Source organism: Streptomyces cyaneofuscatus (genome assembly GCF_033109485.1).
Classification (GTDB): domain Bacteria; phylum Actinomycetota; class Actinomycetes; order Streptomycetales; family Streptomycetaceae; genus Streptomyces; species Streptomyces cyaneofuscatus.
Window position 1 is genome coordinate 959,650 of record NZ_CP137002.1, and the last position, 24,994, is coordinate 984,643.

General features: G+C 72.9%; 19 protein-coding genes. 6 read left to right on the forward strand and 13 right to left on the reverse strand.

Annotated features, from left to right (window positions below; translation table 11 throughout):
- Nucleotides 1-71: 71 nt before the first annotated feature.
- From R2B67_RS03940 to R2B67_RS03960, 5 genes are all read right to left on the reverse strand, one after another.
- Entirely contained in the window at nucleotides 72-1,574 is a 1,503-nt protein-coding gene (locus R2B67_RS03940) for an aldehyde dehydrogenase family protein (RefSeq protein WP_317816457.1), read from the reverse strand.
- Nucleotides 1,575-1,799: 225 nt separating this feature from the next.
- Complete coding sequence (locus tag R2B67_RS03945) at nucleotides 1,800-3,053, reverse strand: cytochrome P450 family protein (protein WP_381074457.1); 1,254 nt, start codon at nucleotides 3,051-3,053, stop codon at nucleotides 1,800-1,802.
- Nucleotides 3,050-4,351 carry a cytochrome P450 gene (locus tag R2B67_RS03950; RefSeq protein WP_317816459.1) on the reverse strand — a complete coding sequence of 434 codons (1,302 nt, stop codon included), beginning with the start codon at nucleotides 4,349-4,351 and terminating at the stop codon, nucleotides 3,050-3,052. The genes R2B67_RS03945 and R2B67_RS03950 overlap by 4 nt, the downstream gene beginning before the upstream one ends.
- A gap of 215 nt (nucleotides 4,352-4,566) precedes the next feature.
- On the reverse strand, nucleotides 4,567-6,315 hold the full coding sequence (locus tag R2B67_RS03955; RefSeq protein ID WP_317816460.1) for a hypothetical protein: 1,749 nt from the start codon (nucleotides 6,313-6,315) through the stop codon (nucleotides 4,567-4,569).
- Between the two features lie 51 nt (nucleotides 6,316-6,366).
- Nucleotides 6,367-8,559 carry a regulator gene (locus tag R2B67_RS03960; RefSeq protein ID WP_317816461.1) on the reverse strand — a complete coding sequence of 731 codons (2,193 nt, stop codon included), beginning with the start codon at nucleotides 8,557-8,559 and terminating at the stop codon, nucleotides 6,367-6,369.
- A 120-nt stretch (nucleotides 8,560-8,679) separates the two neighbouring features.
- Here R2B67_RS03960 and R2B67_RS03965 point away from each other — a divergent pair, with 120 nt between their 5' ends.
- The 6 genes from R2B67_RS03965 (at nucleotide 8,680) to R2B67_RS03990 (ending at nucleotide 14,620) form a co-directional block, all read left to right on the forward strand.
- Nucleotides 8,680-9,393 carry a response regulator transcription factor gene (locus tag R2B67_RS03965; protein ID WP_317816462.1) on the forward strand — a complete coding sequence of 238 codons (714 nt, stop codon included), beginning with the start codon at nucleotides 8,680-8,682 and terminating at the stop codon, nucleotides 9,391-9,393.
- Nucleotides 9,386-11,341 carry a sensor histidine kinase gene (locus R2B67_RS03970; RefSeq protein WP_317816463.1) on the forward strand — a complete coding sequence of 652 codons (1,956 nt, stop codon included), beginning with the start codon at nucleotides 9,386-9,388 and terminating at the stop codon, nucleotides 11,339-11,341. The genes R2B67_RS03965 and R2B67_RS03970 overlap by 8 nt, the downstream gene beginning before the upstream one ends.
- A 103-nt stretch (nucleotides 11,342-11,444) precedes the next feature.
- Nucleotides 11,445-11,876 (forward strand): hypothetical protein, encoded by a 432-nt coding sequence (locus R2B67_RS03975; protein ID WP_317816464.1) that lies wholly within the window; start codon nucleotides 11,445-11,447, stop codon nucleotides 11,874-11,876.
- Nucleotides 11,877-11,966: 90 nt separating this feature from the next.
- Nucleotides 11,967-12,617: a class F sortase gene (locus R2B67_RS03980; protein ID WP_317816465.1), complete on the forward strand. Its 651-nt coding sequence runs from the start codon at nucleotides 11,967-11,969 to the stop codon at nucleotides 12,615-12,617.
- 152 nt (nucleotides 12,618-12,769) lie between these two features.
- Complete coding sequence (sph, locus tag R2B67_RS03985) at nucleotides 12,770-13,759, forward strand: sphingomyelin phosphodiesterase (protein WP_018513388.1); 990 nt, start codon at nucleotides 12,770-12,772, stop codon at nucleotides 13,757-13,759.
- Nucleotides 13,760-13,825: 66 nt separating this feature from the next.
- The gene (locus R2B67_RS03990; RefSeq protein ID WP_317816466.1) at nucleotides 13,826-14,620 is read left to right on the forward strand and encodes an N-formylglutamate amidohydrolase; all 795 of its coding nucleotides are present in this window, start codon (nucleotides 13,826-13,828) and stop codon (nucleotides 14,618-14,620) included.
- A 28-nt stretch (nucleotides 14,621-14,648) separates the two neighbouring features.
- On the opposite strand, the gene R2B67_RS03995 is transcribed toward R2B67_RS03990, so the two are convergent.
- The 8 genes from R2B67_RS03995 to R2B67_RS04030 form a co-directional block, all read right to left on the reverse strand.
- The gene (locus R2B67_RS03995) at nucleotides 14,649-15,893 is read right to left on the reverse strand and encodes a vWA domain-containing protein (RefSeq protein WP_317816467.1); all 1,245 of its coding nucleotides are present in this window, start codon (nucleotides 15,891-15,893) and stop codon (nucleotides 14,649-14,651) included.
- Complete coding sequence (locus tag R2B67_RS04000; protein WP_317816468.1) at nucleotides 15,890-17,134, reverse strand: AAA family ATPase; 1,245 nt, start codon at nucleotides 17,132-17,134, stop codon at nucleotides 15,890-15,892. The genes R2B67_RS03995 and R2B67_RS04000 overlap by 4 nt, the downstream gene beginning before the upstream one ends.
- Nucleotides 17,135-17,195: 61 nt before the next feature.
- On the reverse strand, nucleotides 17,196-18,698 hold the full coding sequence (locus R2B67_RS04005; RefSeq protein ID WP_317816469.1) for a hypothetical protein: 1,503 nt from the start codon (nucleotides 18,696-18,698) through the stop codon (nucleotides 17,196-17,198).
- 159 nt (nucleotides 18,699-18,857) lie between these two features.
- On the reverse strand, nucleotides 18,858-19,247 hold the full coding sequence (gene rbsD / locus R2B67_RS04010) for a D-ribose pyranase (protein WP_317816470.1): 390 nt from the start codon (nucleotides 19,245-19,247) through the stop codon (nucleotides 18,858-18,860).
- Complete coding sequence (locus R2B67_RS04015) at nucleotides 19,244-20,194, reverse strand: ribokinase (protein WP_317816471.1); 951 nt, start codon at nucleotides 20,192-20,194, stop codon at nucleotides 19,244-19,246. The genes rbsD and R2B67_RS04015 overlap by 4 nt, the downstream gene beginning before the upstream one ends.
- A 46-nt stretch (nucleotides 20,195-20,240) precedes the next feature.
- A complete protein-coding gene (locus R2B67_RS04020; protein ID WP_317816472.1) occupies nucleotides 20,241-22,196 on the reverse strand; it encodes an ABC transporter permease/substrate-binding protein in 1,956 nt (651 codons plus the stop codon).
- On the reverse strand, nucleotides 22,186-23,790 hold the full coding sequence (locus tag R2B67_RS04025; protein ID WP_317816473.1) for a sugar ABC transporter ATP-binding protein: 1,605 nt from the start codon (nucleotides 23,788-23,790) through the stop codon (nucleotides 22,186-22,188). Before R2B67_RS04025 ends, R2B67_RS04020 begins: the two co-directional genes overlap by 11 nt.
- Nucleotides 23,787-24,803, reverse strand: coding sequence for a LacI family DNA-binding transcriptional regulator (locus R2B67_RS04030; protein ID WP_317816474.1), 1,017 nt, complete (start codon nucleotides 24,801-24,803; stop codon nucleotides 23,787-23,789). The genes R2B67_RS04025 and R2B67_RS04030 overlap by 4 nt, the downstream gene beginning before the upstream one ends.
- Between the last annotated feature and the right edge of the window lie 191 nt (nucleotides 24,804-24,994).

Here is a 24,994-nt window from a genome sequence, read left to right on the forward strand (position 1 = left end):
GTGTGCGTGGTGCTGCGAACAGCCGGGCGGGGCCGGGCGGTTACGGAGATGCGTCCCGGCCCCCGCAGGTGTCAGCCGGCGAACCAGCGCTGGGGGCGCGGGTTGAGGTTCTGGTAGATGTGCTTGGACTCGCGGTACTCGGCGAGCCCCGTCGGGCCGAGCTCGCGCCCCGTACCGGACTTGCCGAAGCCGCCCCACTCGGCCTGCGGGAGGTAGGGGTGGTAGTCGTTGATCCAGACGGTGCCGTGGCGCAGCCGTCCGGCGACCCGGCGGGCCCGGCCCGCGTCCGTGGTCCAGACGGCGCCGGCGAGGCCGTAGTCGGTGTCGTTGGCCAGCGTGATGGCTTCTTCCTCGGTACGGAAGGTCTCGACGGTGAGGATCGGGCCGAAGGTCTCCTCGCGGACCACCTTCATCTCCCGGTGGCAGCCGTCGAGGACGGTCGGCCGGTAGAAGTAGCCGCCTTCGGGGCGTACGTCGCTGGGCTTGGGCCGTTCGCCGCCGGCCCGGACGATCGCGCCCTCCTCGCGGGCGGAGGCGACGTACGCCTCGACCTTGGCGAGCTGCTGGGCGGAGACGAGGGGGCCGCACTCGACGCCGTCGAGGGTGCCCCGGCCGAGGCGGATGGCGTCGGCGCGGCGGGCCAGCTCGGTGACGAACCGCTCGCTGATGCTGTCCTGGATGATCAGGCGGGCGCCGGCGGAGCAGACCTGGCCGCTGTGGAAGAACGCGGCGTTCAGGGCCTGGTCGACGGCGGTGTCGAAGCCGTCCTCGGTGGCGCAGGCGTCGGCGAAGACCACGTTGGGGTTCTTGCCGCCGAGCTCCAGAGCCACCTTCTTCACGGTGGGGGCGGCTGCCTGCGCCACCTTCGTACCGCTGGCGAGGCCGCCGGTGAAGGAGACCAGGTCCACGTCCGGGTGCTCGGAGAGCCGGGCGCCGACCGGGTCGCCCGCACCGGTCACGAGGTTGGCGGTGCCGTCGGGCAGGCCGGCCTCGGCGAGGAGCTTGATCAGGTGGACGGTGGAGAGCGGGGTGACCTCGCTGGGCTTGAGCACGAAGGTGTTGCCTGCGGCGAGGGCCGGGGCGATCTTCCAGCTGGCCTGGAGGAGGGGGTAGTTCCAGGGGGCGATCAGGGCGCAGACGCCGACGGGCTCGTGCACGACGATGCTGTGGACGTCGGGGTCGCCCGCGTCGACGACCCGGCCGCCGCTCTCGTTCATCACGAGGTCGGCGAAGTAGCGGAAGGCGTTGGTCACGTCGTCGACGTCGACCCGGCCCTCCTCCAGGGTCTTGCCGGTGTCGCGGCTCTCGGTGATCGCGATCTCCTCGCGGTCCCGCTGGAGGAGGTCGGCGACCCGGCGCAGCAGCCCGGCCCGCTCGGCGACGGGCTTGTGCGGCCAGGGGCCGTCGTCGAAGGCGCGCCGCGCCGCCGCGATCGCCGCATCGGTGTCCTCGACGCCGCCTTCGGCGACGACGGCCAGGACGGTGGCGTCGGCGGGGTCGAGGATCTCGCGCGTCGCGCCTGATCCGGCGGCCCGCCAGCTGCCGTCGATGTGGATGGTGCTGAGCGCCGACATGTCGTGTTTCGCCTTCCGTACCCGAAATGCCCCCGCCGGTTCGGCCGAGGGCGTCCTGCGCGGTGGACCGGGGTACGGCCACACCAGCGGTCCGGGCCCCTCCCCCGTCCGCCGGAATGTATGCCAAGAATTTCACTCTGCGTGACGCAGCTCACTCAAAGGCGCTGGTCGGGGTGGTGTCGGGTGTGGGGCGGGTCACTGGCGGGAGCGCGTACAGGCGCGGCCTCAGCCCAGCAGCACCGGGAAGGCCGCCATGTCGTTCTGCGTCATCACCGGGAGCTTGGTGATCTCCGTGTCCGGGACGGCCAGCCGCAGTCCGGGGAAGCGGGCGAAGAGCGCGGGCAGGGCGACGGCCGCCTCCACGCGGGAGAGGGCGGCGCCGGGGCAGATGTGCGGACCGTGGCCGAAGGTCATGTGGCGGTTGCGGGTGGCGCGGGTGATGTCGAAGGCGTCGGCGTCCTCGCCGTGCTGCCCGGTGTCGCGGCCGATGGCGCGGTAGGAGATGACGACCCCCTCCCCCTCCTTGACCACGGTGTCGCCCACCGTGATGTCCTCGGTGGCGAACCGCATCAGGAGGTGGGTGGTGGGGGTGTCCCAGCGCAGCGTCTCCTCGATCACCGCGTCCCAGCCGGCCTCGCCGGACAGCACCTTCGCCAACTGGTCCGGGTGGGAGAGCAGTGCGCGTACGGCGTTGAGGATGAGGCCGATCGTCGTCTCGTGCCCGGCGGCGACCATCGCCTTCAGGTTGCCCACCACCTCCTCCTCGGTGAGCGGCTCGCCACCCTCCTCGGCCAGGATCAGCGCGCTGGTGAGGTCGTCCGTCGGGTGCGCGGTCTTCTCCCGTACGAGGTCGGTGTAGAAGACGTCCAACTCCGCGAGCAGGGCGAGGCGTTCGTCCTGCGGAGTGAGCATGGAGAAGAACGCCTTGTACTGCCGGGTCAGCATCGCGTGCTGGGACTCGTCGACGCCCATCAGCATGCCGACCACCCGCATCGGGAGCGGCTGGGCGAAGACGGCCTTCAGGTCGACGACCCCGTCCTCGCCCCGCGCCGCGTCGAGGTTGTCCAGCAGCTCGTCGGTGAACTTCTCGATGGCCGGGCGGATCGCTTCGAGCCGCCGGGGGGTGAGCGCCTGCGAGGTCTTGGTGCGCAGCCGCCGGTGCTCGGCCCCGTCCACGGTGAACATCGAGCGCCCGGCGTCGATCATGGCGATCAGCGGCCACGCGTGCGTGACCACCCCGCTGCGCCAGAGCCCCCAGGCGTTGATGTCCTTCACCAGCCGCGGGTCGACGAGGAGTTGGCGCGCCTCGGCGTGCCGGGTGACCGTCCAGGCGGGGACCCCGAGCAGCTCGATCCGGGCGAGCACACCGGCGTCGCGCAGCCGCGCGGTCTCACCGTCCAGGTCCTGGACCATGGGGTCGATGGTGACGGTCCCGGCGCTCGGGCCGGTTTCCGCTGCTCCGGTGTGCGGGCATTTCACAACGCGTCTCCTGTCGTGCGTACGGGGGTGAAGCGGACGGGCAGCGCGGTCATCCCGCGCAGGAAGGCGGACGGCCTGCGCACCAGCTCCGTCGCCGGTACGGCCAGTTCGAGGTCGGGCAGCCGGTCCAGCAGCACCTCGATGCCGGTACGGGCGATGATCTCGGCGATCTCCTGCGCGGGGAAGGGGCAGCGGTACTCGCCGTGGCTGAACGCCAGGTGGGAGCTGTTCCCGCCCTGCCCGGAGCGGACCACCTGGTCCGTGACCTGCTGCCGGATGTGCGGATCGGCGTTGGCGGCGCCGAGGCCGAGGAGCAGCATGTCGCCGCGGGCGATGTTCTGCCCGCCGAGCCGGGCGTCGCGCGAGGCCCACCGGCCGGCCAGGATCTGGGTCGGGCCGTCCTCCCAGAGCACCTCGTTCATGGCTTCGGCGACGCTGTGCCGGCCGCCGGAGAGGGCGTCGGCGAACTGGTCCTCGGTGAGCATCAGCCGGGTGGAGTTGCCGATCCAGTCGGCGGTGGTCAGGTGCCCGGCGGCCGTGATGGCCATGAGGTCGAGCGCGTACTCCTCGTCGGTGAACGGTTCGGGATGGGCGAGCATCCGTGAGGTCACGTCGTCCCCGGGGTGCGCCCGCTTGGCCGCGACGAGCCGGTGCATGTGCTCGCCGAAGCGCAGGTGGGCCTTCTGGGCGCCGGGCCCGCCGTCGGCGAGGTCCTTGAGCACCTGGGCGATGTCGGCGCCCTCGTCGTCGGGGAAGCCGACGAGCCGGGCGAGCACGAGGACGGGGAGCGGCTCGGCGAACTCGGCCACCAGGTCGGCGGTGCCCCGGCTGCACACGGCGTCGATGAGCCGGTCAGCCAGCTGCTCGCAGTGCTGCCGGATCTCGAACGGGTCGGCCGCTTCGAGCGCGGGGACGACCATCTCCACATGGCGCCGGTGCTCGGCTCCGGCGGTGAAGTAGATGGACGGCATGGGGGTGCCCACCATGGGGAGCAGCGGCCAGTCCGCGGGGATGTTCTCCCACTGGTTCCACAGGGAGACGTCCCGGGGGTACAACTCCCCGTCGCTGGTGACCTGGTGGAGTTCCCGGTAGCCGATCACCAGCCAGGCGGGGAATCCGCCGGGGAGCTCGACCGGGACGACGGGGCCGTGGTCGCGCCGCATCGAGCGGTAGAGCGCCTGGGGTTCGGTGTGGAAGCCGGGCCCGCTGAGCGGAACGGCTCCGTTGCCGGAGCCCATGGGGCAGCCACCGCCTCCACCGGCCGGGGGCGCGGGCGTGGCGGACGAGGGGTTCGTCATCGTACGGACTCCAGTGGCGACGGCTTCGCGCGTTGCGACCATACGATCAACGCGGCACCACTATAAGGAGGTTCCGTGAACCGACGGGGCGGAATCGCGCCCTTTTTGCCTACTCCAGCCCGCTTCCGCGCGACGCGTCGATCACTCCCGTACGACATCTGCGCAGGTTTGATCACAAGATCGACACCGGACCCGCCGCGTCCGGTTCGGCGCCGCTACGCCATCTCCCCGGGGCCGCCCGACGGCTCGGCGAACGCCACCCGGACCTCCCACCGGCCCGTGCGCAGGGTCAGTCCGTCCGTGAGGTCCTTGACCCGTTCCGCGTCGGTCATCCAGAGGTTGACGGCCGATCCCAGCAGGACCGGGTCGAGGAGGGGTCTCCGCTCACCCCAGGAGCGTTGCGTGCGGGCCTCCAACCGGCGTCCGCCGCGCAGCCGGACGAGGCAGCGGCTCCCGTCCAGCCGCGCCACGAGGACGTTGAGGTTCTCGTACCGCACGGCGGCGTCGGCGGCCCAGTCCAGGGCCGCCACCTCGGCGTCGGCGACCGTCCGGGCCAGCACCTCGGCCGCGTGGGGCCAGTGGGGATGGTTCTCCTCCGTCGTGACGGCGTAGAAGCCGAGGGCCTCGGTGTGGTGCCCGGCCACCAGGGGCCGGCGCCGGAGGTCGACGGTGCCCCCGAGGTCATGCGCCCCGGTCACGTCGTACGCCGTGGGGGAGGTACGGCGTACGGGCTCCGGAGCCGGTACGGGCAGCGGCCGCGGGGCCGCGTCCGGCACCCCGACCCCGCGCCCGGCGAGGAACGCGTACATCCTGGCCCGGGTCACCTCACCGGAGGTGTCGACCGAGGCGAGCTGGCGGTCCACGACGGGCCGCAGCCCGGCCGGGTCGTGGCCGCGGGCCGCCGCGAGCAACTGCGCGTACACATCACCGTCGGGATCCAGCCGTGGCGCCTCCTGCCCGAACGCGGCTGCGGGCGACGCCGGATCCAGCTCGTCGAGGCCCGTGGCGGCGAGCAGGGTGACGCGGTCGGCGGCGGCCGAGTAGAACGTCGTACTGCCGTGGTCGCCGACCACCCAGTCGCTGGCCACCACGGCGGCACGCCACCCCTCCTGCGGCGGGATGATCATGAGCCCGGCGTCCATCGCGGCGCCCAGCCGCTCCAGCACCCCCGGGCGGCTGTGCCGGGCCCACACGTTGGGGTGGAAGACGGCCGCCACGGCGAACTCGTCCGCCGGGAGCGAGGTGACCAGGCGCAGCGGCAGCTCCGGATGGCGGCCGAGCAGCGAGTGCCGGCTCCAGGTGGAGTGGACGACCACCAGCCGCCGCCCGTCGACCGCGCCGAGCCGCGAGCGGTAGCGGTCCCGGTGCGGCATGCTCGCGATGATCCGCTGGAAACACCAGTCGCCGACGGCCAGGGCGTACGGGGCGGCCTCGGGGCAGGTCTCGGCGAGCCGGTCGATCTGGGCCTGGTGCGAGACGCCGATCGCCTGCGGGACGACCTTCCCGCGCCACATCAGCTCCCGCCGGGACAGCCCCGCCGGGGACAGCGCGTCGCCCGTCGACTCGGTGACGAGCCGGTTGTACCCCGCGCCGTGCGGCAGCACCATCAGCGGGGCGTCGAGCCGGCGCATCGTGGGGTGCACCGAGCAGCTGACCGCCAGGTCGAAGGAGCGCCGGGTGGCCTCCTTCCAGCTCAGCACCTGGACGCCGAGCCCGGTGAGATAGGAGTCCAGCCCGTCCGCGAACGCCGACCCTGGGTTGACCGTGAAGAACTTCTCGATCCCGTCCTCGGTGCGCAGCAGGTGCATGACGTCCACCAGCCGGGTGGCGGAGGTGAGCGTCCGCGCCACCCCGAGCACCTCCGCCTTCGGCGGGTTCCAGGTGTTCCACCGGTCGTGGCCGGGCCGGGCTCCACGGCGGAACCGGGCGTACGGACGGCTGAGCAGCGACGGCACCGAGGACAACGCGGAGCTCCGGGTAGAGGTGAGGGGACAGGCCACAGGGTAGGCAGAGGATCAGGCCGGGGGTGCGGCCGGTGGCCTCAGTCCCATGGTCCGCCGCAGTGCGCCGAGCTTCTCCTCGACGGCGCTCCTCAGAGACCGGTCCTCGGCCCGGTCGGCGAGCGCGGCCAGCAGTTCGAGCGCCTGGTCCAGCTTGGCGAACTGCTTGAGCACGGCCGCCCGGTCGGCCGCCGCCACCGTCGCGGTGACCGCACGGTCCAGGGAGCCGAGCCCGACGAAGGCATGGGCCCGTACGAGGTCGATCCGGAGCAGCATGGGTTCGTCGCCGGTGGCCCGGGCGACCTCGGCCGCCTCGTCCAGCACGCCGAGCGCGTCGCTCCACCGCTCCCCCGCCAGCAGCGCCTGGGCCACGTTGTAGCTCTGGACGACGACGCCGTGCGGGTCGGGTACGGCGCGGTTGGCCGCCAGCGCCCGATCGAACAACTGCCTCGCCTCCTCGGCCCGTTCACCCACCGCGTGCGGCGACCCCGCCGACCGGCCGCGCGCCAGCGCGATCAGTCCGCGGCTCTCCCAGACGACGCCGCTCAGCCGCGGGTCGTCCGCCAGCTCCAGAAGGCCTGTCGCGGCGTCGAGTTGGGATTCCGCACGGTCCAGGTCGCCCAGCTCGTAGGCGGCCCGGGCCACCTCGTTCCGCATCCGGATCTCGACGTCGGGGCGCGCCTCGTGCTGGGCCGCCTCGATGCCCAGGAGGCCCGACTCCACGCAGTCGGCGAGGTGTTTACGGCTGTGGTAGAGCGCCCACAGCGACTCGCAGAGCCGCCACACCTCCTGGTGCCACCCCTGGCCGGCGGCGGCACGGATGGCGCCCTGGAGGTTGACGCGTTCCGCGTCCAGCCACTCCAGCGCTTCCGCGCGCCCCGTGAACAGCGGTTTTTTCAGGCCGAGTTCGGCGAGCGGGCGGAGCGGCGGCGGCTGAATCCTGAACCGGTCACCCAGCACCGAAGCATCGGCGTGGGCCGCCGCGTCGGCGTAGAACTCCACGACGAGCCGCAGGACGGCGCGGCGCCGCTCGTCGGGCAACGCCCGTGCGCGCAGCCGGGCGTGGGCCCGCACCACGTCGTGCAGCCGGTAGCGCCGGGGCCGGTCCGCGGACTCCACCAGCACCGCGAGCCGGGAGGAAAGAAGCTCACCGAGCCCCTCGTCGACCCGGGTGGCACCGGCGGCCCGCAGCAGGTCCGCCGTCGCCGTCGTGCCGGGCAGGACCCCGAAGAGGCCGTAGAGGTGGCGGGTCTCCTCGGACACCCCGGCCACCACCGAGTCCAGCACCGCCCCGACCGCCTCACCCACGCCGCCCTCGGCGGGTCCCTCGCTCGCGCCCATGGCCGCCCCCATCGCCTCACGTGCTCCGTCGTCGCCCGTTCCGTACCGCCCGGCCGTCAGATCGCGCACCACGTCCTCCAGCGTCAGGTGCGGCCGTGCCGCCAGCCACTCCACCGCGGCCCGCAGCGCCAGGGGGTGCCCCGCGCAGAGCCGGACGACATCGGCGGCGGTCTCCTCGTCCGCGTCGGCGTACCAGCGGCGTACGAGCTCGGTCCCGGCCGCCTCGTCCAGCGGGGCGACGTCGATCAGGACGGCCCCGTCCATCAGCAGCGACGGCAGGACCTTGCGGCCGGTCACCACCAGCAGCCCCTGCGGCGGCACGAGCGCCCTGGCCTCCGGGGCGTGCTGGACGTTGTCCACCATCACCAGGAGGCGGCTGCGCGCGGTGACGCTCCGGAAGAGGGCCGTGCGCTCGGCGAGTCCGCCGGGCACGTAGTCCTTGTTGACCCCGAGGGCCCGCAGGAACCCACCGAGGACCGCCGCGAGGTCGACCACCCCGTCCTGGCGCAGGTCCTCCAGGTCGACGTAGAGCTGCCCCTGCGGAAAGAGCTGCATGAGTTCGCGCCGGACGGACTGGGCGACGAGCTGCGTCTTGCCGACCCCGCCGACGCCGACCACCATCAGGACGCCCGGCTCCGGCTCGGCGGCCAGGGCCCGGGCGGCGTCCCGCAGATCGGTGAGTTCCTTCGTACGGTTGACGAACACCCGGCTGGGCGGGGGCCCCTGACTGGGCGGGGCGTCGGGCGGGGCGGGCGGCAGCTGGATGCCCTCGATGTGCTGCGCCATCAGGAGGGGCCGGACGACCACCGCGTCCCCCGACACCGTGTTGTGCGTCGTCCCGCCGCCACCCGTACCGAGGCCGTTCAACCCGTCTCCTTCCCCCGGTGCGGCCACCTCACCGAGATGAACGAGCCGGTCCCTTCCCGGCTTCCGTGTTCCGGAACCCGCCCCGGTCTCGCACTGTAGCCGCGCTCTACGATCGGAGGCGTGTGCGCAGACGTCATAGTTGCCGAGGACGACGAGAAGCAGGCCGAACTCGTACGCCGCTATCTGGAACGGGAAGGACACGCCGTACGGATCGTGGGCGACGGGCTGGCCGCGCTCGACGCCGTCCGGCACCAGGAACCCGACCTGCTCGTCCTCGACGTCATGATGCCCCGGGCGGACGGCCTGGACGTGGTGCGGGTGCTGCGGGCCGAGGCGCGGGAGCTGCCGGTGCTGATGCTGACCGCCCGCACCACCGAGGACGATCTGCTGCTCGGGCTCGACCTCGGCGCGGACGACTACATGACCAAGCCGTACAGCCCGCGCGAGCTGATGGCCCGGGTCCGTACGCTGCTGCGCCGCACCGGGCGGCCGGGCGGGGCCGTGGAGGACCGTGTTCTGCGGGTGGGCGGCCTCGTGGTCGATCCGGAGCGGCACGAGGTGACGGTGGACGGCGAGCCGGTGGAGTGCACCCGGGGCGAGTTCCGGATCCTGGCCGCACTGGCGGCCGGTCCCGACCGGGTGTTCAGCCGTCAGCGGCTGCTGGAGGAGCTGCACGGCTTCGACCGGTACATCAGCGACCGGACGGTCGACGTGCACGTCATGAACCTGCGCAAGAAGATCGAGCCCGCTCCCCGGCGGCCGGTGCGTCTGCTCACCGTCTTCGGGGTCGGCTACAAGCTGACCGACCCGGCGAAGGCGGCACGGCGTGCGTAGGGACCGGTCCTCCCGGGTGCCGTTGCGACGGAGCCTGCTGGGTCGGCTGCTCGGCGTGTCGGCGCTGGTCGCCGCGTGCTCGGTGGCGGCCACGGCCTGGCTCGCCGTGCAGACCACCTCGGGCGCGATCAGACAGGAGCAGGGCCAGAACCTCGCCGCCGACGCCCGGATCTACGACACCCTGCTCGGTTACGCGGCCCGCCACCCGACCTGGGACGGGGTGGACGCGACCGTACGGGAGCTGGCCGAGCAGTCGGGCCGGCGCGTGGCGCTGACCACGCAGAGCAGACAGCCGCTCGCCGACTCCGCCACCGCGGCGACTGTGCCCTCGCTGCCGCCGGAGGCGTCGGCGGTGGTCGACCCGTTGTCCGTGGACACCGTGCTGGCCGCCCGGTCCACCGAGGGGCAGGGCACGGCCGCGGACCGGATCGACCCGCGGGCGGTGGGGCCGTTCCTGCTGCCGGCGGCCGAGCGGTCGGCGCTGCGGCGGACCGCGGACCGGCAGGCGGTGTGCCTGAACCGGGTGGGGATCGCCGCGGACGTGGTCGTCGGGCCGAGCGGCCGGCCCCGGGTGCAGATGGTGGGCAACGACCCCGAACGGGCGGCGGGCACCCGGTGCGACCCCTCGGACCTGGACAGCCCGACCCGTACGGAGAAGAAGGCCCTCACCGCGCTCAACGGCCTGGCCGACGCCTGCCTGAAGCGCCAGGGCCGAGGCGAGGTGCGGCTGAACCAGGACCTCTCCTGGGGCGGCGGGGTCGCCGTGCCCGTGCCGGGGCCCGCTCGCCCCACTCCGCTGCCGGGCGACGCGCGTGAGGCGGCCCCCGCCCCGGCGGTCGAGCCGCCCCGGGAGTTCACCGGGGAGGACGACCGGGCCATCGCCTCGTGCGTGGGCACGGCGCGCAGCGAACAGCTCAGCTCGTACGTGGCCTCCCCCGCGCTCCTGTTCATCGGGGACGAGGGCGGCGCCACGGTGCCCGGCTTCGACCTCTCCCCCGCCAACACCGCGAAGATCGCCGGTGCGGCGGCCCTGGTCCTGGCGCTGACCGTGGGCGCCTCGGTGCTCGCGGGCGCCCGGCTGGTCCGCCCGCTGCACGCGCTGACCGGCGCCGCGCAGCGGATGCGGGACGGCCAGGAGCACGCCTCCGTACCCGTCTCGGGGGACGACGAGATCGCCCGGCTGGCCGCCGCCTTCAACGACATGTCCGCGCACCGGGCGCGCCTGGAGGAGCAGCGCAAGGCCATGGTCAGCGATGTGGCCCATGAGCTGCGCACCCCGCTGAGCAACATCCGCGGCTGGCTGGAGGCGGCCCAGGACGGCCTGGCCGACCCGGATCCGGCGTTCGTCTCCTCGCTGCTGGAGGAGGCGGTGCAGCTCCAGCACATCATCGACGACCTCCAGGACCTCGCCGCGGCCGACGCGGGGGTGCTGCGACTGCACCCCGAACCGGTGCGCGTCGGGGAGCTGTTGAGCCAGGTCGCCGCCGCGCACCAGGCGCGCGCGGAGACGGCGGGGGTCACGCTGACGGTCGAGGCGGGGGCGGGGGCGATTCTGCCTGCGGACCCGGTCAGGCTGCGGCAGGCGGTGGGGAACCTGGTCTCCAACGCCGTACGGCACACGCCGGCGGGCGGGAGGGTGACGCTGCGGGCGTACGGGGAGGAGGCCGGGCGGCTGTCGGACGGGGCCGGTGAGGTGGTGATCGAGGTGGCGGACACCGGGACCGGCATTCCGGCCGGGGACCTCCGTCACGTCTTCGACCGCTTCTGGCGTGGCGAGAAGTCCCGCAGCCGCCGTACGGGAGGCAGCGGCCTCGGCCTCGCCATCGTCCGGAAGCTGGCCGAGGCGCACGGCGGAACGGCGAGCGCGACCAGTACGGAGGGCTTGGGCTCGGCCTTCACGCTCCGGCTCCCGGCACGTGGCCCTGATGGGATGACCACAGCGTCCTGACAGCTTCCTCATAACTTCCGGTCAGCCTGGCTCCCTGCCCCGTACCCGGTGCACAACGGCACCCGGGCCCGCCACGGGGCGACGTATGAATGGAGCCATCCGTATGACAGCTTCGACCGTTCGCCTCTCCCTGCGCACCGCCGTGCTCGCCGCCGCAGCCGCCGCCGCGGTGCTGGTCCCGTCCACCGCCGCCTTCGCCGACGCGACCCCGAGGCCGTCGGCGCCCGCCGAGAGCGCTCCGGCGGTGTCGCCGGAGCGGGCGAAGGCCGCGAAGGCCGCCGAGGCCGCGCCGACGGCGGCCCGCCCCTCGGTCGCCCCCCGTGGCGGCGTCGCGGCGGGCGACCGCCCGGCACCCGCGGCACCCCGTGAGGCCAGGCCCGCCCCGGCGGTCGCGCCGCGCGGTGGTGTGGCGGCCGGTGAGCGCCCGGCCGGCACCGGCGGCGACAACAGCACCACGGCCCTCGCCGGCTCGGTGGCCGGAGCCGCGCTGCTCGCGGGTGCGGGCACGCTCGTGCTGCGCCGCCGCAACGGCTGACCTCGCACCACCCCTCACCACTGAGACCGATCGTGGCGCCGTCCCGCACCGGGGCGGCGCCACGCCCGGTGGTCACCCCCTGGAGCCCCCATGCACGTCCGCGCCTTCCCCCGCAGCACCTTCTCCCGAAGCCCCCGCCCGGCCGCCCTGCTGACCGCACTGGTCACCTGCGCGGCCCTGACGGCCTGCGCACCCCCGGCACCGTCGGCCGCCGCACCCCCGGCGGCGGCCTCCGCCCCGGCGTCCTCGGCGCCGACCCCCACCACCACGCACGGGCAACCGTCCTCCACGGACGACTCGACCGCCCCCACCCAGGTCACCATCCCCTCCCTCAAGATCAGCAGCTCCCTCATGCGCCTGGGGCTCAACGCGGACGGCACGGTCGAGGTCCCGCCCGCGGAGAAAGGCATGACGGCCGGCTGGTACACGGGCGGAGCCGTACCCGGCCGTCCGGGGCCGGCCGTCCTGATCGGCCACAACGACACCCGCTTCGGCCGGGCCGTCTTCCACGACCTCAAGGACATCCGCAAGGGCGCGGAGGTACGCGTCCGGGGCGGCGACGGCAAGTCGCTGCGCTTCACCGTCACGGGCAAGGAGACCGTCAGCAAGAACGCGTTCCCCACCGAACGGGTCTACGGCGCCACCAAGAACAGCACCTTGCGGCTGGTGACCTGCGACGGCGCGTTCGACGCGGAGGGGCACCCCGTGGACAACCTGATCGTCTACGCCGAGCTGGGCTGACCGGCGCTGCGTCGTGCCGATGTGATCTTTGGCTGAATCCTGATGGCATTCGCCCGGACAGACTCAGGGCATCCGATGTCTACCCGTGGGTAACTCCCGCTGCTTTGATGGGTGCCGCCCGGTACGCCCCCACTCATTCAGCAGGAGACCTCGTGCCGCACTCCACGTTCCGCCGCCTTTCCGGCGTGGCCCTCTCCGCCGCGCTCGCCGCCGTACCGCTGGCCGTGAACACGCCCCAGGCCGCGGCGGCGACCACCGCCGACACCCCGTCGCTGCGGGTGCTCTCGTACAACGCGTTCATCTTCAGCAAGACCCTGTACCCCAACTGGGGCCAGGACCACCGGGCGGCAGAGATCCCGAAGACCTCGTTCTTCCGGGGCAACGACGTGGTCGTGATCCAGGAGGCCTTCGACAACGGGGCCTCCGACGCCCTGCTGCGGAACTCCGCCGCCCAGTACCCGTACCAGACCCCGGTGGTCGGCCGGAGCAAGAGCGGCTGGGACGCCACGAGCGGCTCGTACTCGGCGACGACCCCGGAGGACGGCGGCGTCACGATCCTGAGCAAGTGGCCGATCATCCGCAAGGAGCAGTACGTCTTCAAGGACGCCTGCGGCGGCGACTGGTGGTCCAACAAGGGCTTCGCCTATACGGTGTTGAACGTCAACGGCACCCGTGTCCATGTCGTCGGCACCCACGCCCAGTCGACCGACCCCGGCTGTTCGGCGGGCGAGGCCGCCCGGATGCGCAGTCTCCAGTTCAAGGCGATGGACGCCTTCCTGGACGCCAAGAAGATCCCGGCCGCCGAACAGGTCATCGTGGCGGGCGACTTCAACGTGGACGGGCACTCCGCCGAGTACGCCTCCTTCCTCAAGGACGCGGACCTGACGGCGGCCGACACCAAGACGGGCCACACGTACTCCTTCGACACCCGCGACAACTCGATCGCCGCCGAGCGCTACCCGAACGACCCCCGCGAGGACCTGGACCACGTCCTGCACCGCGCCGGCCACGCGAAGCCGTCGGGCTGGAAGAACGATGTGATCAAGGAGCAGAGCGCCCCCTGGACGGTCTCCAGCTGGGGCAAGAACTACACCTACACCAACCTCTCCGACCACTACCCGGTGATCGGCTCCGCCAACTGACGCCACAGGTTTCCCCGGGTGGGACAATCGGGGCCCTCCTCGCCCCACCCGTGAAGGACCCGCTCCATGAGCACCGCCGCCCAGCCGTCGTTCCACCTCCTCCCCGGAAGCCCCGACTCCCCGGTACTGCTGCACGTACCGCACGGATCCCGGACGATCCCCGAGGAGGTACGCGACGGAATCCTGCTGGACGACGGTGCTCTGGAGCGGGAACTCGACCACATCACCGACGCCCACACAGCCGAACTGGCCACCCGCGCCGCCGAGCTCTGCTCCGTGCGGCCCTGGCGGCACATCAACGCCCTCTCCCGCCTCGTCGTCGACCCCGAACGCTTCCCCGACGACCGCGAGGAGATGCGCGCGGTCGGCATGGGCGCGGTCTACACGCACACCACCCACCGCGAACGCCTGCGCGCCCCGGACGTCGACCAACACCCGCTGCTGGCAAGCTACTTCCACCCGTACGCGCAGGCCCTGACGGAGGCGGTCGACGCCCGCATCGCCGCCACGGGCCGTGCGGTGATCGTCGACGTCCACTCGTACCCGACGGCACCACTCCCGTACGAACTCCACGGCACGGGCCCCCGCCCGCCGATCTGCCTGGGGACCGACCCGTTCCACACCCCGCCGGAGCTGCGCGCCCTGGCGGAGACGGCGTTCGCCGGCTTCGGCGGGACGGGCGTGGACAGCCCGTTCGCCGGTACGTACGTCCCGCTGAAGCACTACGGCACGGACCGCCGGGTCACGGCCCTGATGATCGAGATCCGCCGCGACACCTACATGACCGAGCCGGGCGGCCCTGCGGGCCCGGGGCTGGACGCGCTGGCGGGGGCGCTGGCGGAGCTGGTGGGGGCGTGCTGACGCGGCGCGCCGCCCTCGTCGGGGCCGGCTACCCGATCTCCACCACCCGCGCCCACGCCGGCGGCAGGCGAGGGACGTAATCGGGGTTGTCCTCGTCCCAGGAACGGCGCCTGTGCTCCCTCGGGAACAGGCCGATGACCGTCCGGCACGCCGGCTGCGTCGCGGGCCACGGGGTCTGGCCGTCAGTCAGGACCACGATGGCGTCGGGCCGGGGGTGCGACCGCAGCGCCCTGGCGAAGCCCGTACGGAGATCCGTGCCGCCACCTCCCACGAGGGGGATGCCCTCGGCCTGGCACAGCGGGTGCACGACCCGGGTCGCCGCGTCGCAGGCGAGGACGGTGACCAGGTCGCGGCGGCCGCCCACCGCACGGGAGATGGCGGCGACCTCCAGCAGGGCGCTGCCCAGTTCGGCGTCGCTGACCGAGCCGGACGTGTCGATGACGACGGATACCCGGGGCGGTCTGCGGCGCAGGCTCGGCAGGACGACGCCGGGCAGTCCGGTGGAGCGGCGCGAGGGGCGGCCGTAGGTGTAGTCCTCGCCGGCGCCGCCGCTCGAAGCCGCCGAGCGGACAGCCGCGCCCAGCAACTGGCGCCAGGGCTGCGGTGGATGGAACGCCTCCTCCGCCCACCGCTTCCACCCCTTCGAGGCGTTTCCCGGCCGGCCCGTGATGCCCTGCGCCACCCGGAAGCGGACCGCGTCCTGTTCCTGTGCACTGAGCCCGTGAGCGCCGTCGGGCCCCAACTCCCATTCCCGGTCGAGTCCGTCGGCGCCGCTGCCGCAGTCCAGCCAGGCGAGGGCCTGGGTGCGTGAGCCGAGGCGGAACTGGCGCAGGTAGTCCTCCATGAGTTCGCCGGGCTGAAGGTGCAGTGCCGACGGGTGGACAGCACCTTTCGGCCGGGCCAGGCCGTCGCCGTACACATCGTCGTTGATCTCGCAGTCGGCGGCGATGTTCATCCGCAGCCGCTCCCCCGGCCCGGTCAGCCCGCGCTGCCGGGCGACCCGGTCGCTGCGGCCGTGGTGGTCGCGCAGCAGGTGCGAGACCTCGTGGACCCAGACCCCTGCCAGCTCCTCGACCGGGGTCCGCGCCACGAAGGCGGGCGAGACGTAGCACCGCCAGTACCGGTCGACGCCCATGGTCGGGACCTGCCGTGACTCCACCGCGCGCAGGGCGAACAGCGCCGTGGCCAGATAGGGGCGGGCCCGGGCCGCCTGCAGTCGGGCGGCGAAGAGCTTGTCCAGGTCGAGTGCGCCCGGTGCGTCGGTCGCCGTCATCGGCCCGCCTTCGCCGTCGCGCTGCGCCCCGCCACGCGGTCCGCCGCCCGGTCGGCCCGTCGGGACAGGGACACCACCCCGGCGAGATCCTCGATGGCCGCCGGGACGTCCCAGTCCTCCTGCCGCAGGGCTGCGAGCGTGGTCGCCGGGACGACCACCAGGTCCGGAGCCCCGGACTCCAGCGCCCGGACGAGCAGGGCCCACGCCGCGTCCCAACGGGCCCTGTCCGGGCGGGCACGGACCGCCGCGACGACACCGTCCAGCGCGGCCTGCCGGAGGTCTCCGCGCTCGGGCAGGACGGCACCCGCCGGGTCGGCGAGCAGATCCTCGGGGTCCGGAAGGTCCATCCGGTCCAGGCTCGCCACCAGTTCCAGACCCGGGCCGTCCCCCACCGTTCCCCTGACCAGCAGGGACAGCACCTCCCTGGAGGATCCCGCGGCGGTGGCGAAGGCGATCAGGCTCAGCGTCATGTCCCAGCTGCGCGGCGACGGCCACGGACCGCCCCGGCGCGTCTCCGTGGTGGGCAGCCGGTGGACGAGCGTGGGCCGGGCGGAGAGCAGCCCGCACACCGCGCGCCGGGCGAAGTCCACGGCCTCGGGCAGCTTCTCGGGGTCGAGGTGGGGCAGCGTCGCGCGGGGCCAGGTGCCGGCGAGTCCGCGTACGACGACCTCGTGGTCGTGGGCCCACTGGAGGTGCACGAAGCGGTTGGCGAGGGGCGGGCTCAGCTCCCAGCCGTCGGCCGCCGAGGAACGCGGGTTGGCGGCGGCCACGATGCGTACTCCGGGCGGGAGTTGGAGGGCGCCGATTCGCCGTTCCAGTACGAGGCGGAGCAGCGCGGCCTGCACGGCGGGCGGCGCGGTGGACAGCTCGTCGAGGAACAGCAGCCCGCGCCCCGCTCGTACGAGGCGGACGGCCCAGTCCGGCGGGGCCATCGGGACACCCTGCTCGGCGGGGTCGTCGCCCACGATGGGCAGCCCGGAGAAGTCGGACGGCTCGTGCACGCTGGCGATGACCGTGGTGAGCGGCAGGTCCAGGGAGGCGGCGAGCTGCGTGAGGGCGGCGGTCTTGCCGATCCCCGGTTCGCCCCAGAGGAGGACGGGAAGGTCGGCGGAGACCGCCAGGGTCAGCGCCTCGAGCTGAGGGTCGGGGCGCGGTTCGGTGGTGGTGTCGCGGAGCAGGGCCATCAGGGCTCCGGCGACGGCGAGTTGGGAATCGGCGGAGGGCGAGGTGCCAGTGAGCATGGGTGATCACCTGAGGGTGTGAGAAAGCGCGAAGGGTACGAGGAAGGGGCTGACCCGCGGGTCAGCGGACGGCGGCCGTGCGGTGCGGTCGCGGGCGACGGTCGCCGGGACGCCGGCGGTCGGGACTCCGGTGGTCGGGCCGGCAACTTCCGGGACCGGGGCCGACCAGGTCCGCTCTGAACAGCCCGTAGGAGATACGCCGTTGAGCAGCGGTCTCCAGTTCGTCCCGCAGGGGCCCGCTGCGCAGCACCGCGTCGGGTCCCAGCAGACCTTCGACGACGGCCAGCGCGCCGGAGATGTCTCCATGGTCGAGGCGTTCGCGGACGCCGGTCAGGCAGTCGGGGCGGCGGTGCGCAGCGTCGATGGCCTGAAGACAAGGGAGCGGCGTACCGGTCAGGGCGACCAGCAGTTCCTCGCGGCGGACCTCGGCCGGCTCGTGGTCCAGCGGGGCGAGGACCCCGTCGACCAGGCCGATCCGGTGCCGCTCTCCCCGGCATTCCACGAGGCGCCAGGCCTCCGCCCGGTCGCCGGAACGGGAGCGCGCAGACGCCGGAACCGGCTGAGGAAGATCCGGTACGAGGGCCCGCGCGACCAGCGGGTGCAGCTGACCGGCGTCGATGGCCCCGGTGCGGATCAGCTCCAGGTCGGGCAGTACCCAGGTCGCCGCGTCCGGCAGCACGGGGGGTGCGGGCGAACCGGGTCCGGGGGCCGCTGCGGCAATCCGTACGAGGGGTGCCCTGGCCCGGTCCGTTCCCGGGCCCCCGAAATCCTCGGTGGTGCCCGGCCCCACCCCGCCCCCGATCACGTCGAGGAGCAGCCGGCGTCGGCCTCCCAGCCGTACGCTCACCGCGCCGTACGCGCCCTGCCCCTCGGCGTGGAGCAGGATCGCCGCCTCGGCCCCCCACCGGCCGACGGCGTACGGCCGGTGCGGTGGCAACGCCCTCAGGACCTCCGGGTCGATCTCCGAAGGGCCGTCGGCAGCCGACGCGGGCGAGCCGTCGGCGGCCCACCGGTCGGCCCCTGCGCGGCTCCGCAGCTCGTCGGTCCTGCGGGCATCCCACAGATGCCGGTGCAGATCCAGGCGGAAGCGCCGGTTCGGACGGAGGTGGGGATGGTGGCGGGCCCCGGGCCCGGTGGGCGACCCGTCCCACAGCGCGAGGCTGATCCGCTGCCCGGCATCCGCCCAGCCGGGCGGGGTCCGGACAACGAGGTGCAGCGGGTTCGGCCCGTCGCGCCCCGGGACGCGGTAACGCGCCAACGCCATGGTCAGCCCCGGGCGCAGCAGCCCGTGCGGGGCGGTCCTCGGCATGTGCCAGCGCAACAGGTCAGGGACCAGGTGGCGAAGGTCGGTCCGGATACGGGCGGCGAGTTCCCGGCCGTGGGTACGGGCGACGGAACGCAGCTGGAGATCGACGTCGATGCCTGCTGCGGCGCAGGCACCTGCCCAGTCCCCGGCCTGGCGGCGGGCGGTCGCGGTCTCGATCATCGGGGCCGGCACGGCGTACTCGCGCACGCGCGGCCAGAAGGAGGGGTGGGAATCCCGGTTCGCGGCTTGAGTGAGCATCAGCACTCACCTTGCGCGGACGGGTCCCCCGATCTGTTCTCGGAGTGATTCATCGCGGGAAGCGTAACTGCGCCCACCGCGATCGGCCAGACCATTTTCCGCGGACGGGCCGCACCCCTCAACGGAGTGCGGCCCGTCCGCGAGGCGTCGGCCGGCCCGTCAGAAGAACACCCCGCACCGCAGCAGCACATTCGCGTACGGCCGGGCCTCCCCCGTCCGTACGACCAGGCGGGCCGACGCCGTGCGGGCCTTCAGGTCGTCGTGCGGGATCAGTTCCAGGTCGGGGAAGCGGTCGTCCAGGAGGCGAGTGGCCTCCGGGTTGGCGTCGCGTACCTCCAGGGCCGCCGTCGCCCCCTCCACCATCAGCTCGTCGAGCAGGCCGTCCAGGACCTCGGCGAACGACGGGGTTCCGGCGCGGAAGGCGAGGTCGACCACGCGGGGGCCTGGAGGGATCGGCATGCCCGCGTCGCAGATCAACACGGTGTCGCCGTGGCCGAGTTCGGCGATGGCTCCGGTCAGGTGGCGGTTGAGGATGCCGGACTTCTTCACAGCGCGTCGACCTTCTCCAGCGTCGGGAAGGACGCCTGGGCGCCCCTGGACGTGACGGCCGCCGCCCCCACCCGTACCGCGAAGGCCGCCGCCTCCCGCAGGTCGTCGCCCCGGCCCAGGCGCCAGGCCAGGGCGGCGGTGAACGCGTCCCCGGCCCCCGTCGTGTCGACCGCCTCCACCTTCGGGCCGACCAGGTGGTCCAGGGAGTCCGTACGGCTGTCGGCCACCAGCGCCCCCGCCGCGCCCAGGGTGATGACGACCGAACGCGGGCCCAGCGCGAGCAGGGCCGGGGCCCAGTCGTGCGGGGCCTCGCCCGCGGTCTCGCCGAGGATGTACCGCGCCTCGTGCTCGTTCACCACCAGCGGGTCGCAGGCGGCCAGCACCTCGTCGGGCAGCGGGGCGGGCGGGGACGGGTTGAGGACGAGGCGGGCCCCGGGAGCCAGGCCGCGCGCCGTCTCCGCGACCGTGTCCAGGGGGATCTCCAGTTGTACGGAGACCACCCGGGCGGCTGCCAGCAGCGGGGCCGCCGCCGTCACGTCCTCCGGAGTCAGGCGGCCGTTGGCGCCCGGGGACACCACGATGCTGTTGTCGCCCGAGGGGTCCACGGTGATCAGCGCGACGCCGGTCGGGGCCCCGCCGACCAGGACGCCGTCCGTGTCCACGCCCGCCGCACGCTGGCTCTCCAGCAGCAGCCGCCCGTGGTCGTCGTCGCCGACCCGGGCGAGCAGCGCCGTACGGGCTCCCAACCGGGCTGCCGCTACTGCCTGGTTGGCGCCCTTGCCGCCCGGGTGGACGGCCAGGTCGGAGCCGAGCACCGTCTCCCCGGGGGCGGGGCGGCGTTCGACGCCGATCACCAGGTCGGCGTTGGCCGAGCCAACGACGACGAGGTCGTAACGGTCGTCGCCAGGGGCGGCGCCGGGGGCCTTGTCGGAGGCGTTGTCGTGCATTTTCTGCTTCCTGCTTTCGTCGGTGGGGCCGGGGCGGTGCTCGGCGTCAGGAGAAGTCGGCGACGTTCTCGCGGGTGACCACCTTGACCGGCACCTTCACCGTCTTCTCGACCTTCTCGCCCTTCGCCGCCTTTACCGCGTTCTGGACCGCGATCCTGCCCAGCTCGCTGGGCTGCTGGGCCACCGACGCGTACAGCGTCCCGGCCTCGACCGCCTTCAGGCCGTCCGGGGTGCCGTCGAAGCCCACGACCGACACGGACGTGCCGGCCTTGCTGCCCAGCGCCTTGACCGCGCCGAGCGCCATCTCGTCGTTCTCCGCGAAGACGCCGGTGATGCCCGGGTGGGACTGGACCAGGTTGGTCATGACGTCCAGGCCCTTGGTGCGGTCGAAGTCCGCGGGCTGCTTGGCGACCACCTTGATGTCCGGGTACGCCTTGAGCCCTTCGGCGAAGCCCGCACCGCGCTCGCGGCTGGCGGAGGTGCCCGCCGTGCCCTGGAGGATGACGATGCTGCCCTTGCCGCCGAGCTTGTCGGCGAGCGCGTCGGCGGCGAGCTTTCCGCCCGCCACGTTGTCGGAGGCGACGAGGGTGGCGGCGTCGGCCTTGTTCACGCCGCGGTCGGCGGCGATCACCGGGATGTCGGCCTTGTTGGCGCTGCGGACGCCCGGGCCGACGGCGTCGGAGTCCACCGGGTTGACGATGATGGACGAGACGCCCGAACTGGTGAAGTTCTGGAGCTGGTTGGCCTGCTGGGAGGCGTCGTTCTGGGCATCGGTGACGGTGAGGTCGATACCCGCCTTCTTGGCCTCCGCCTGTGCGCCGTCCTTCATCTGGACGAAGAAGGGGTTGTTGAGTGTCGAGAGGGACATGCCGACCTTCGTCGTGCCCCCGGACGAACCGGAGTTGAAGTAGGACACCCCGCCGACGACGACCGCCACGGCGAGCGCCGCTCCGGCGAACTTGAACGCTCCCCTGCGCCCGGAACCCGGTGCGCCGGGCGCCGTTCCGGCCGAGGAGGCCGCACCCGAACCGGCCTTGCGGCGCAGGGTATCAAGGAGGACGGCGAGCGCGATGACGACGCCGATGACGACCTGCTGCCAGAACGCGGAGACGGAGAGGAGGTTGAGGCCGTTGCGGAGGACGGCGAGGATCAGCGCGCCGATCAGCGTGCCGGATGCCTTGCCGACGCCGCCCGCCAGGCTGGCGCCGCCGATGACGACCGCGGCGATGGCGTCGAGTTCGTACCCCTGGGCGGCCTGCGGCTGCGCGGAGACGAGGCGCGAGGCCAGAACGATGCCCGCGACAGCGGCGAAGAGGCCGGAGAGCGCGTAGATGACGATCTTCTGACGCTTGACGCGGAGACCGGAGAGCCGGGCCGCCTCCTCGTTGCCGCCGATGGCGTACATCGAACGGCCGATGAAGGTACGTCCGAGGATCAGCGCGGTGATCAGGCCCATCGCGATCATCACGAGGACCGGCACGGGGAGCCAGCCGCCGAGCGTGTCGCCGAGCCGGGACACGGAGTCGGGGAAGGCGATCGGGCTGCCCTGCGAGATGACGAGCGAGAGGCCTCGGGCGATCGACAGCATGGCCAACGTCGCGATGAACGGCGGGAGTTTTCCGTACGAGACGAGGGCGCCGTTCACGAAGCCGCAGGCGATACCCGTGACGATCGCGAGCACGACCGCGAGGACGACCGGGACGCCGGCGGACGTCGCCGACCAGGCCAGGACCGTCGCGGAGAGGGCGGCCACCGAACCGACGGACAGGTCGATACCCGCCGAGACGATGACGAAGGTGACACCGAACGCGAGGATCGCGGTGACGGCCGCCTGCACGCCGACGTTCAGCAGGTTCTGGGTGGTGAGGAAGTCGCCGGAGAGCAGCGACATCGCCACCACCAGGACGACCAGGGCGCTGAGGGCGCCGTTGTCGAGCAGGACGCGGCGTATCACGGAGGTGCCACCCGCGCCCGTGTCACTCTTGAGTGTCTCAGTGGCCACGGGGGCCCTCCTCTGCGTTCTTCGGTGCGGGGTCGTTCATCGGTGCGGGGTGGTTCTTCGGTGCGGGGTGTTCGTGGGTGCCGACGGTGGTGACCGCGAGGGCCATGACGGCGTCCTGGGTGGCCTCGGCGGCGGGGAGTTCGCCGGCGATCCGGCCCTGGGCCATGACCAGCACCCGGTCGCTCATGCCGAGGACCTCGGGCAGGTCGCTGGAGATCATCAGGACGGCGTGGCCGGATGCGGTGAGCTCGTTGATGAGCTGGTAGATCTCGACCTTGGCGCCGACGTCGATGCCCCGGGTGGGCTCGTCCAGGATGAGCACCCGGGTGTCGGCAAGCAGCCACTTGCCGATGACGACCTTCTGCTGGTTGCCGCCGGAGAGGGTGCGGACGTGCTGGCCGAGGCCGGACATGCGGACGCCGAGCTGCTGGGCGATGCGGGCGGCCGCCGTACGCTGCCCCTTCAGGTCCACGAGCCCGGAGCGGGTCGCGGAACGCAGGGTGACCAGGCCGAGGTTCTCCTGCACGGAGGCGTCCAGGACGAGGCCCTGGCCCTTGCGGTCCTCCGGTACGAGGCCTATCCCGGCGCCCATCGCGGCGGGCACGTCGTGCCGGGTGAGGCGTTCGCCGCGTACGTCGACGGTGCCCGCGTCGTACGGGTCGGCGCCGAAGACCGCGCGCGCCACCTCCGTACGACCGGCGCCGACGAGTCCGGCGAGGCCGACGACCTCACCGGCGTGCACGTCGAAGCTGATGTCGTGGAAGACCCCGTCCCGGGTGAGCCCCTGGACGGACAGCAACACCTCACCCGTGTCGGGCCGTTCGCGCGGGTACTGCTGCTCGATGCTGCGGCCGACCATGAGCTGGACGAGCTCGTCCTCGGGGGTGGAGGCTGGCACCTGGTCGACGCTGCGGCCGTCGCGGAGAACGGTGACGCGGTCGCCGAGCGCGGCGATCTCCTCCAAGTGATGGGTGATGAAGACGATTCCGACGCCGTCCGTGCGCAACTGCCGGACGATCGCGAAGAGTTTGTCGACCTCTTCGGAGGTCAGTACGGCGGTCGGCTCGTCCATGATCAGGACGCGTGCGTCCAGGCTGAGCGCCTTGGCGATCTCGACCATCTGCAGCCGGGCGATGCCCAGTTCGCGGACCTTGGCGTCCGGGCGCACGTCGACGCCGACGCGGCGCAGCAGCTTCTCCGCCTCCGCCCGCATGCGCCGGTGGTCGATGAGACCGAAGCGGCGCGGCTGGCGGCCGAGGAAGATGTTCTCGGCCACCGTCAGATCGGGTACGAGGTTGAACTCCTGGTAGATGGTGGCGATGCCGAGCCGCTCGGCGTCCTGCGCGCCTGTGATGCGCACCTCGCGGCCCTCGGCGAGGATCCGGCCGCGGTCGGGGCGGTAGGCGCCGGAGAGCATCTTGATGAGGGTGCTCTTCCCGGCGCCGTTCTCGCCGAGCAGGACATGGACCTCGCCTCTGCGCAGGTCGAAGTCGACGTTGTCGAGAGCCACGACGCCGGGGAAGGTCTTGCGCAGACCCTCGATGCGCAGCAACTCGCCTGATGATTCCACCAGTTGCTTCTCCGGTGCGGTCACCGGTCGCTCCTCTGGTCGGTCGCGTCCTGTCCGCACGAGCGGCGCACGACGAGACGGGCGGGCAGGGTGACGGACTGCGGGGTCCGTCCTTCGATCAGGTCGGCCAGCGCGCGTACGGCGGCGCGGGCCAGGTCCGCGGTCGGCTGGGCGATGGCGGTGATCGGCGGGGCCGTGTGGACGAACCACGGGATGTCGTCGAAGGCGGCGAGCGCGATGTCGTCGGGGACCCGCAGCCCCCGGGCCCGGATCGCGTCCAGCGCGCCGAGCGCCATCAGGTTGTCGGCGGCGAACACGACCTCGGGCGGCTCGTCCAGGGCGAGGAACCCCTCGGTGGCCCGGCGTCCGCTGGCGGCCTGGAAGTCGCCCTGCCCGATGTAGGCGTCGGGCAGCGCGAGGCCGAGCTCACGCATCGCGTCCCGGAAGGCCTCGACGCGCTCGTTGCCGGTGGTGGTGGCCGCGGGCCCGGCGATGATCGCGAGCCTGCGGTGGCCGAGGCCGTGCAGGTGGGCCACCAGGTCCTTGACCGCCCCCGTACCGTCGGCCCGGATGACGGGCACCTCGATGCCGGGGATCCAGCGGTCCACGAAGACCATCGGCGTACCGCTCAGGGCGACCTCCCGCATCAGCGGGGAGCCACCGTCGGCGGGCGAGACGAGCAGCCCGTCGATCCTGCGGTCGATGAGCGTGCGGATGTGGTGGTCCTGGAGGTCGGGCCGCTCGTCGGCGTTGCCGATGATGACGCTGTAGCCGAGCGCGCGCGCCTCCTCCTCGACGAAGCGGGCCAGCTCGGTGAAGTACGGATTGAGTACGTCACTGATGACCAGGCCGAGGGTGCGGGTCTGCGCGGTGCGCAGCGAGCGGGCCACGGCGTTGGGCCGGTAGCCGAGGGCGTCGACGGCGGCGAGGACGCGGGTACGCGCCTCTTCGCTGACGGACGGATGGCTGTTCAGCACCCGCGAGACCGTGGCGACGGAGACCCCCGCCTGGGCCGCGACATCTTTGATGCTCGCCATGTCCGGACCACCTCCTTGTGGTTTCCGTACACCTCGAAACCAGGGGGCGGACCGCTCGCACGACGCCGTGGAATCGATTACAAGGATGATTGGAATCGATTACATGGCTGAAAACAAGCCCCTCCTCCGTGTCCGAGACCGGATCGTGACAGGGAGGAGGGCAGAGGAGGGCGGGAGAGAGCGGAGCAGGG

Coding starts and splice junctions, on each gene's coding strand:
- R2B67_RS03940 (WP_317816457.1), bottom strand. CDS start 1,574: ATGTCGGCGCTCAGCACCATCCACATCGACGGCAGCTGGCGGGCCGCC.
- R2B67_RS03950 (WP_317816459.1), bottom strand. CDS start 4,351: ATGACGAACCCCTCGTCCGCCACGCCCGCGCCCCCGGCCGGTGGAGGC.
- R2B67_RS03975 (WP_317816464.1), top strand. CDS start 11,445: ATGACAGCTTCGACCGTTCGCCTCTCCCTGCGCACCGCCGTGCTCGCC.
- R2B67_RS03980 (WP_317816465.1), top strand. CDS start 11,967: ATGCACGTCCGCGCCTTCCCCCGCAGCACCTTCTCCCGAAGCCCCCGC.
- R2B67_RS03990 (WP_317816466.1), top strand. CDS start 13,826: ATGAGCACCGCCGCCCAGCCGTCGTTCCACCTCCTCCCCGGAAGCCCC.
- R2B67_RS03995 (WP_317816467.1), bottom strand. CDS start 15,893: ATGACGGCGACCGACGCACCGGGCGCACTCGACCTGGACAAGCTCTTC.
- R2B67_RS04000 (WP_317816468.1), bottom strand. CDS start 17,134: ATGCTCACTGGCACCTCGCCCTCCGCCGATTCCCAACTCGCCGTCGCC.
- R2B67_RS04005 (WP_317816469.1), bottom strand. CDS start 18,698: ATGCTCACTCAAGCCGCGAACCGGGATTCCCACCCCTCCTTCTGGCCG.
- R2B67_RS04015 (WP_317816471.1), bottom strand. CDS start 20,194: ATGCACGACAACGCCTCCGACAAGGCCCCCGGCGCCGCCCCTGGCGAC.
- R2B67_RS04030 (WP_317816474.1), bottom strand. CDS start 24,803: ATGGCGAGCATCAAAGATGTCGCGGCCCAGGCGGGGGTCTCCGTCGCC.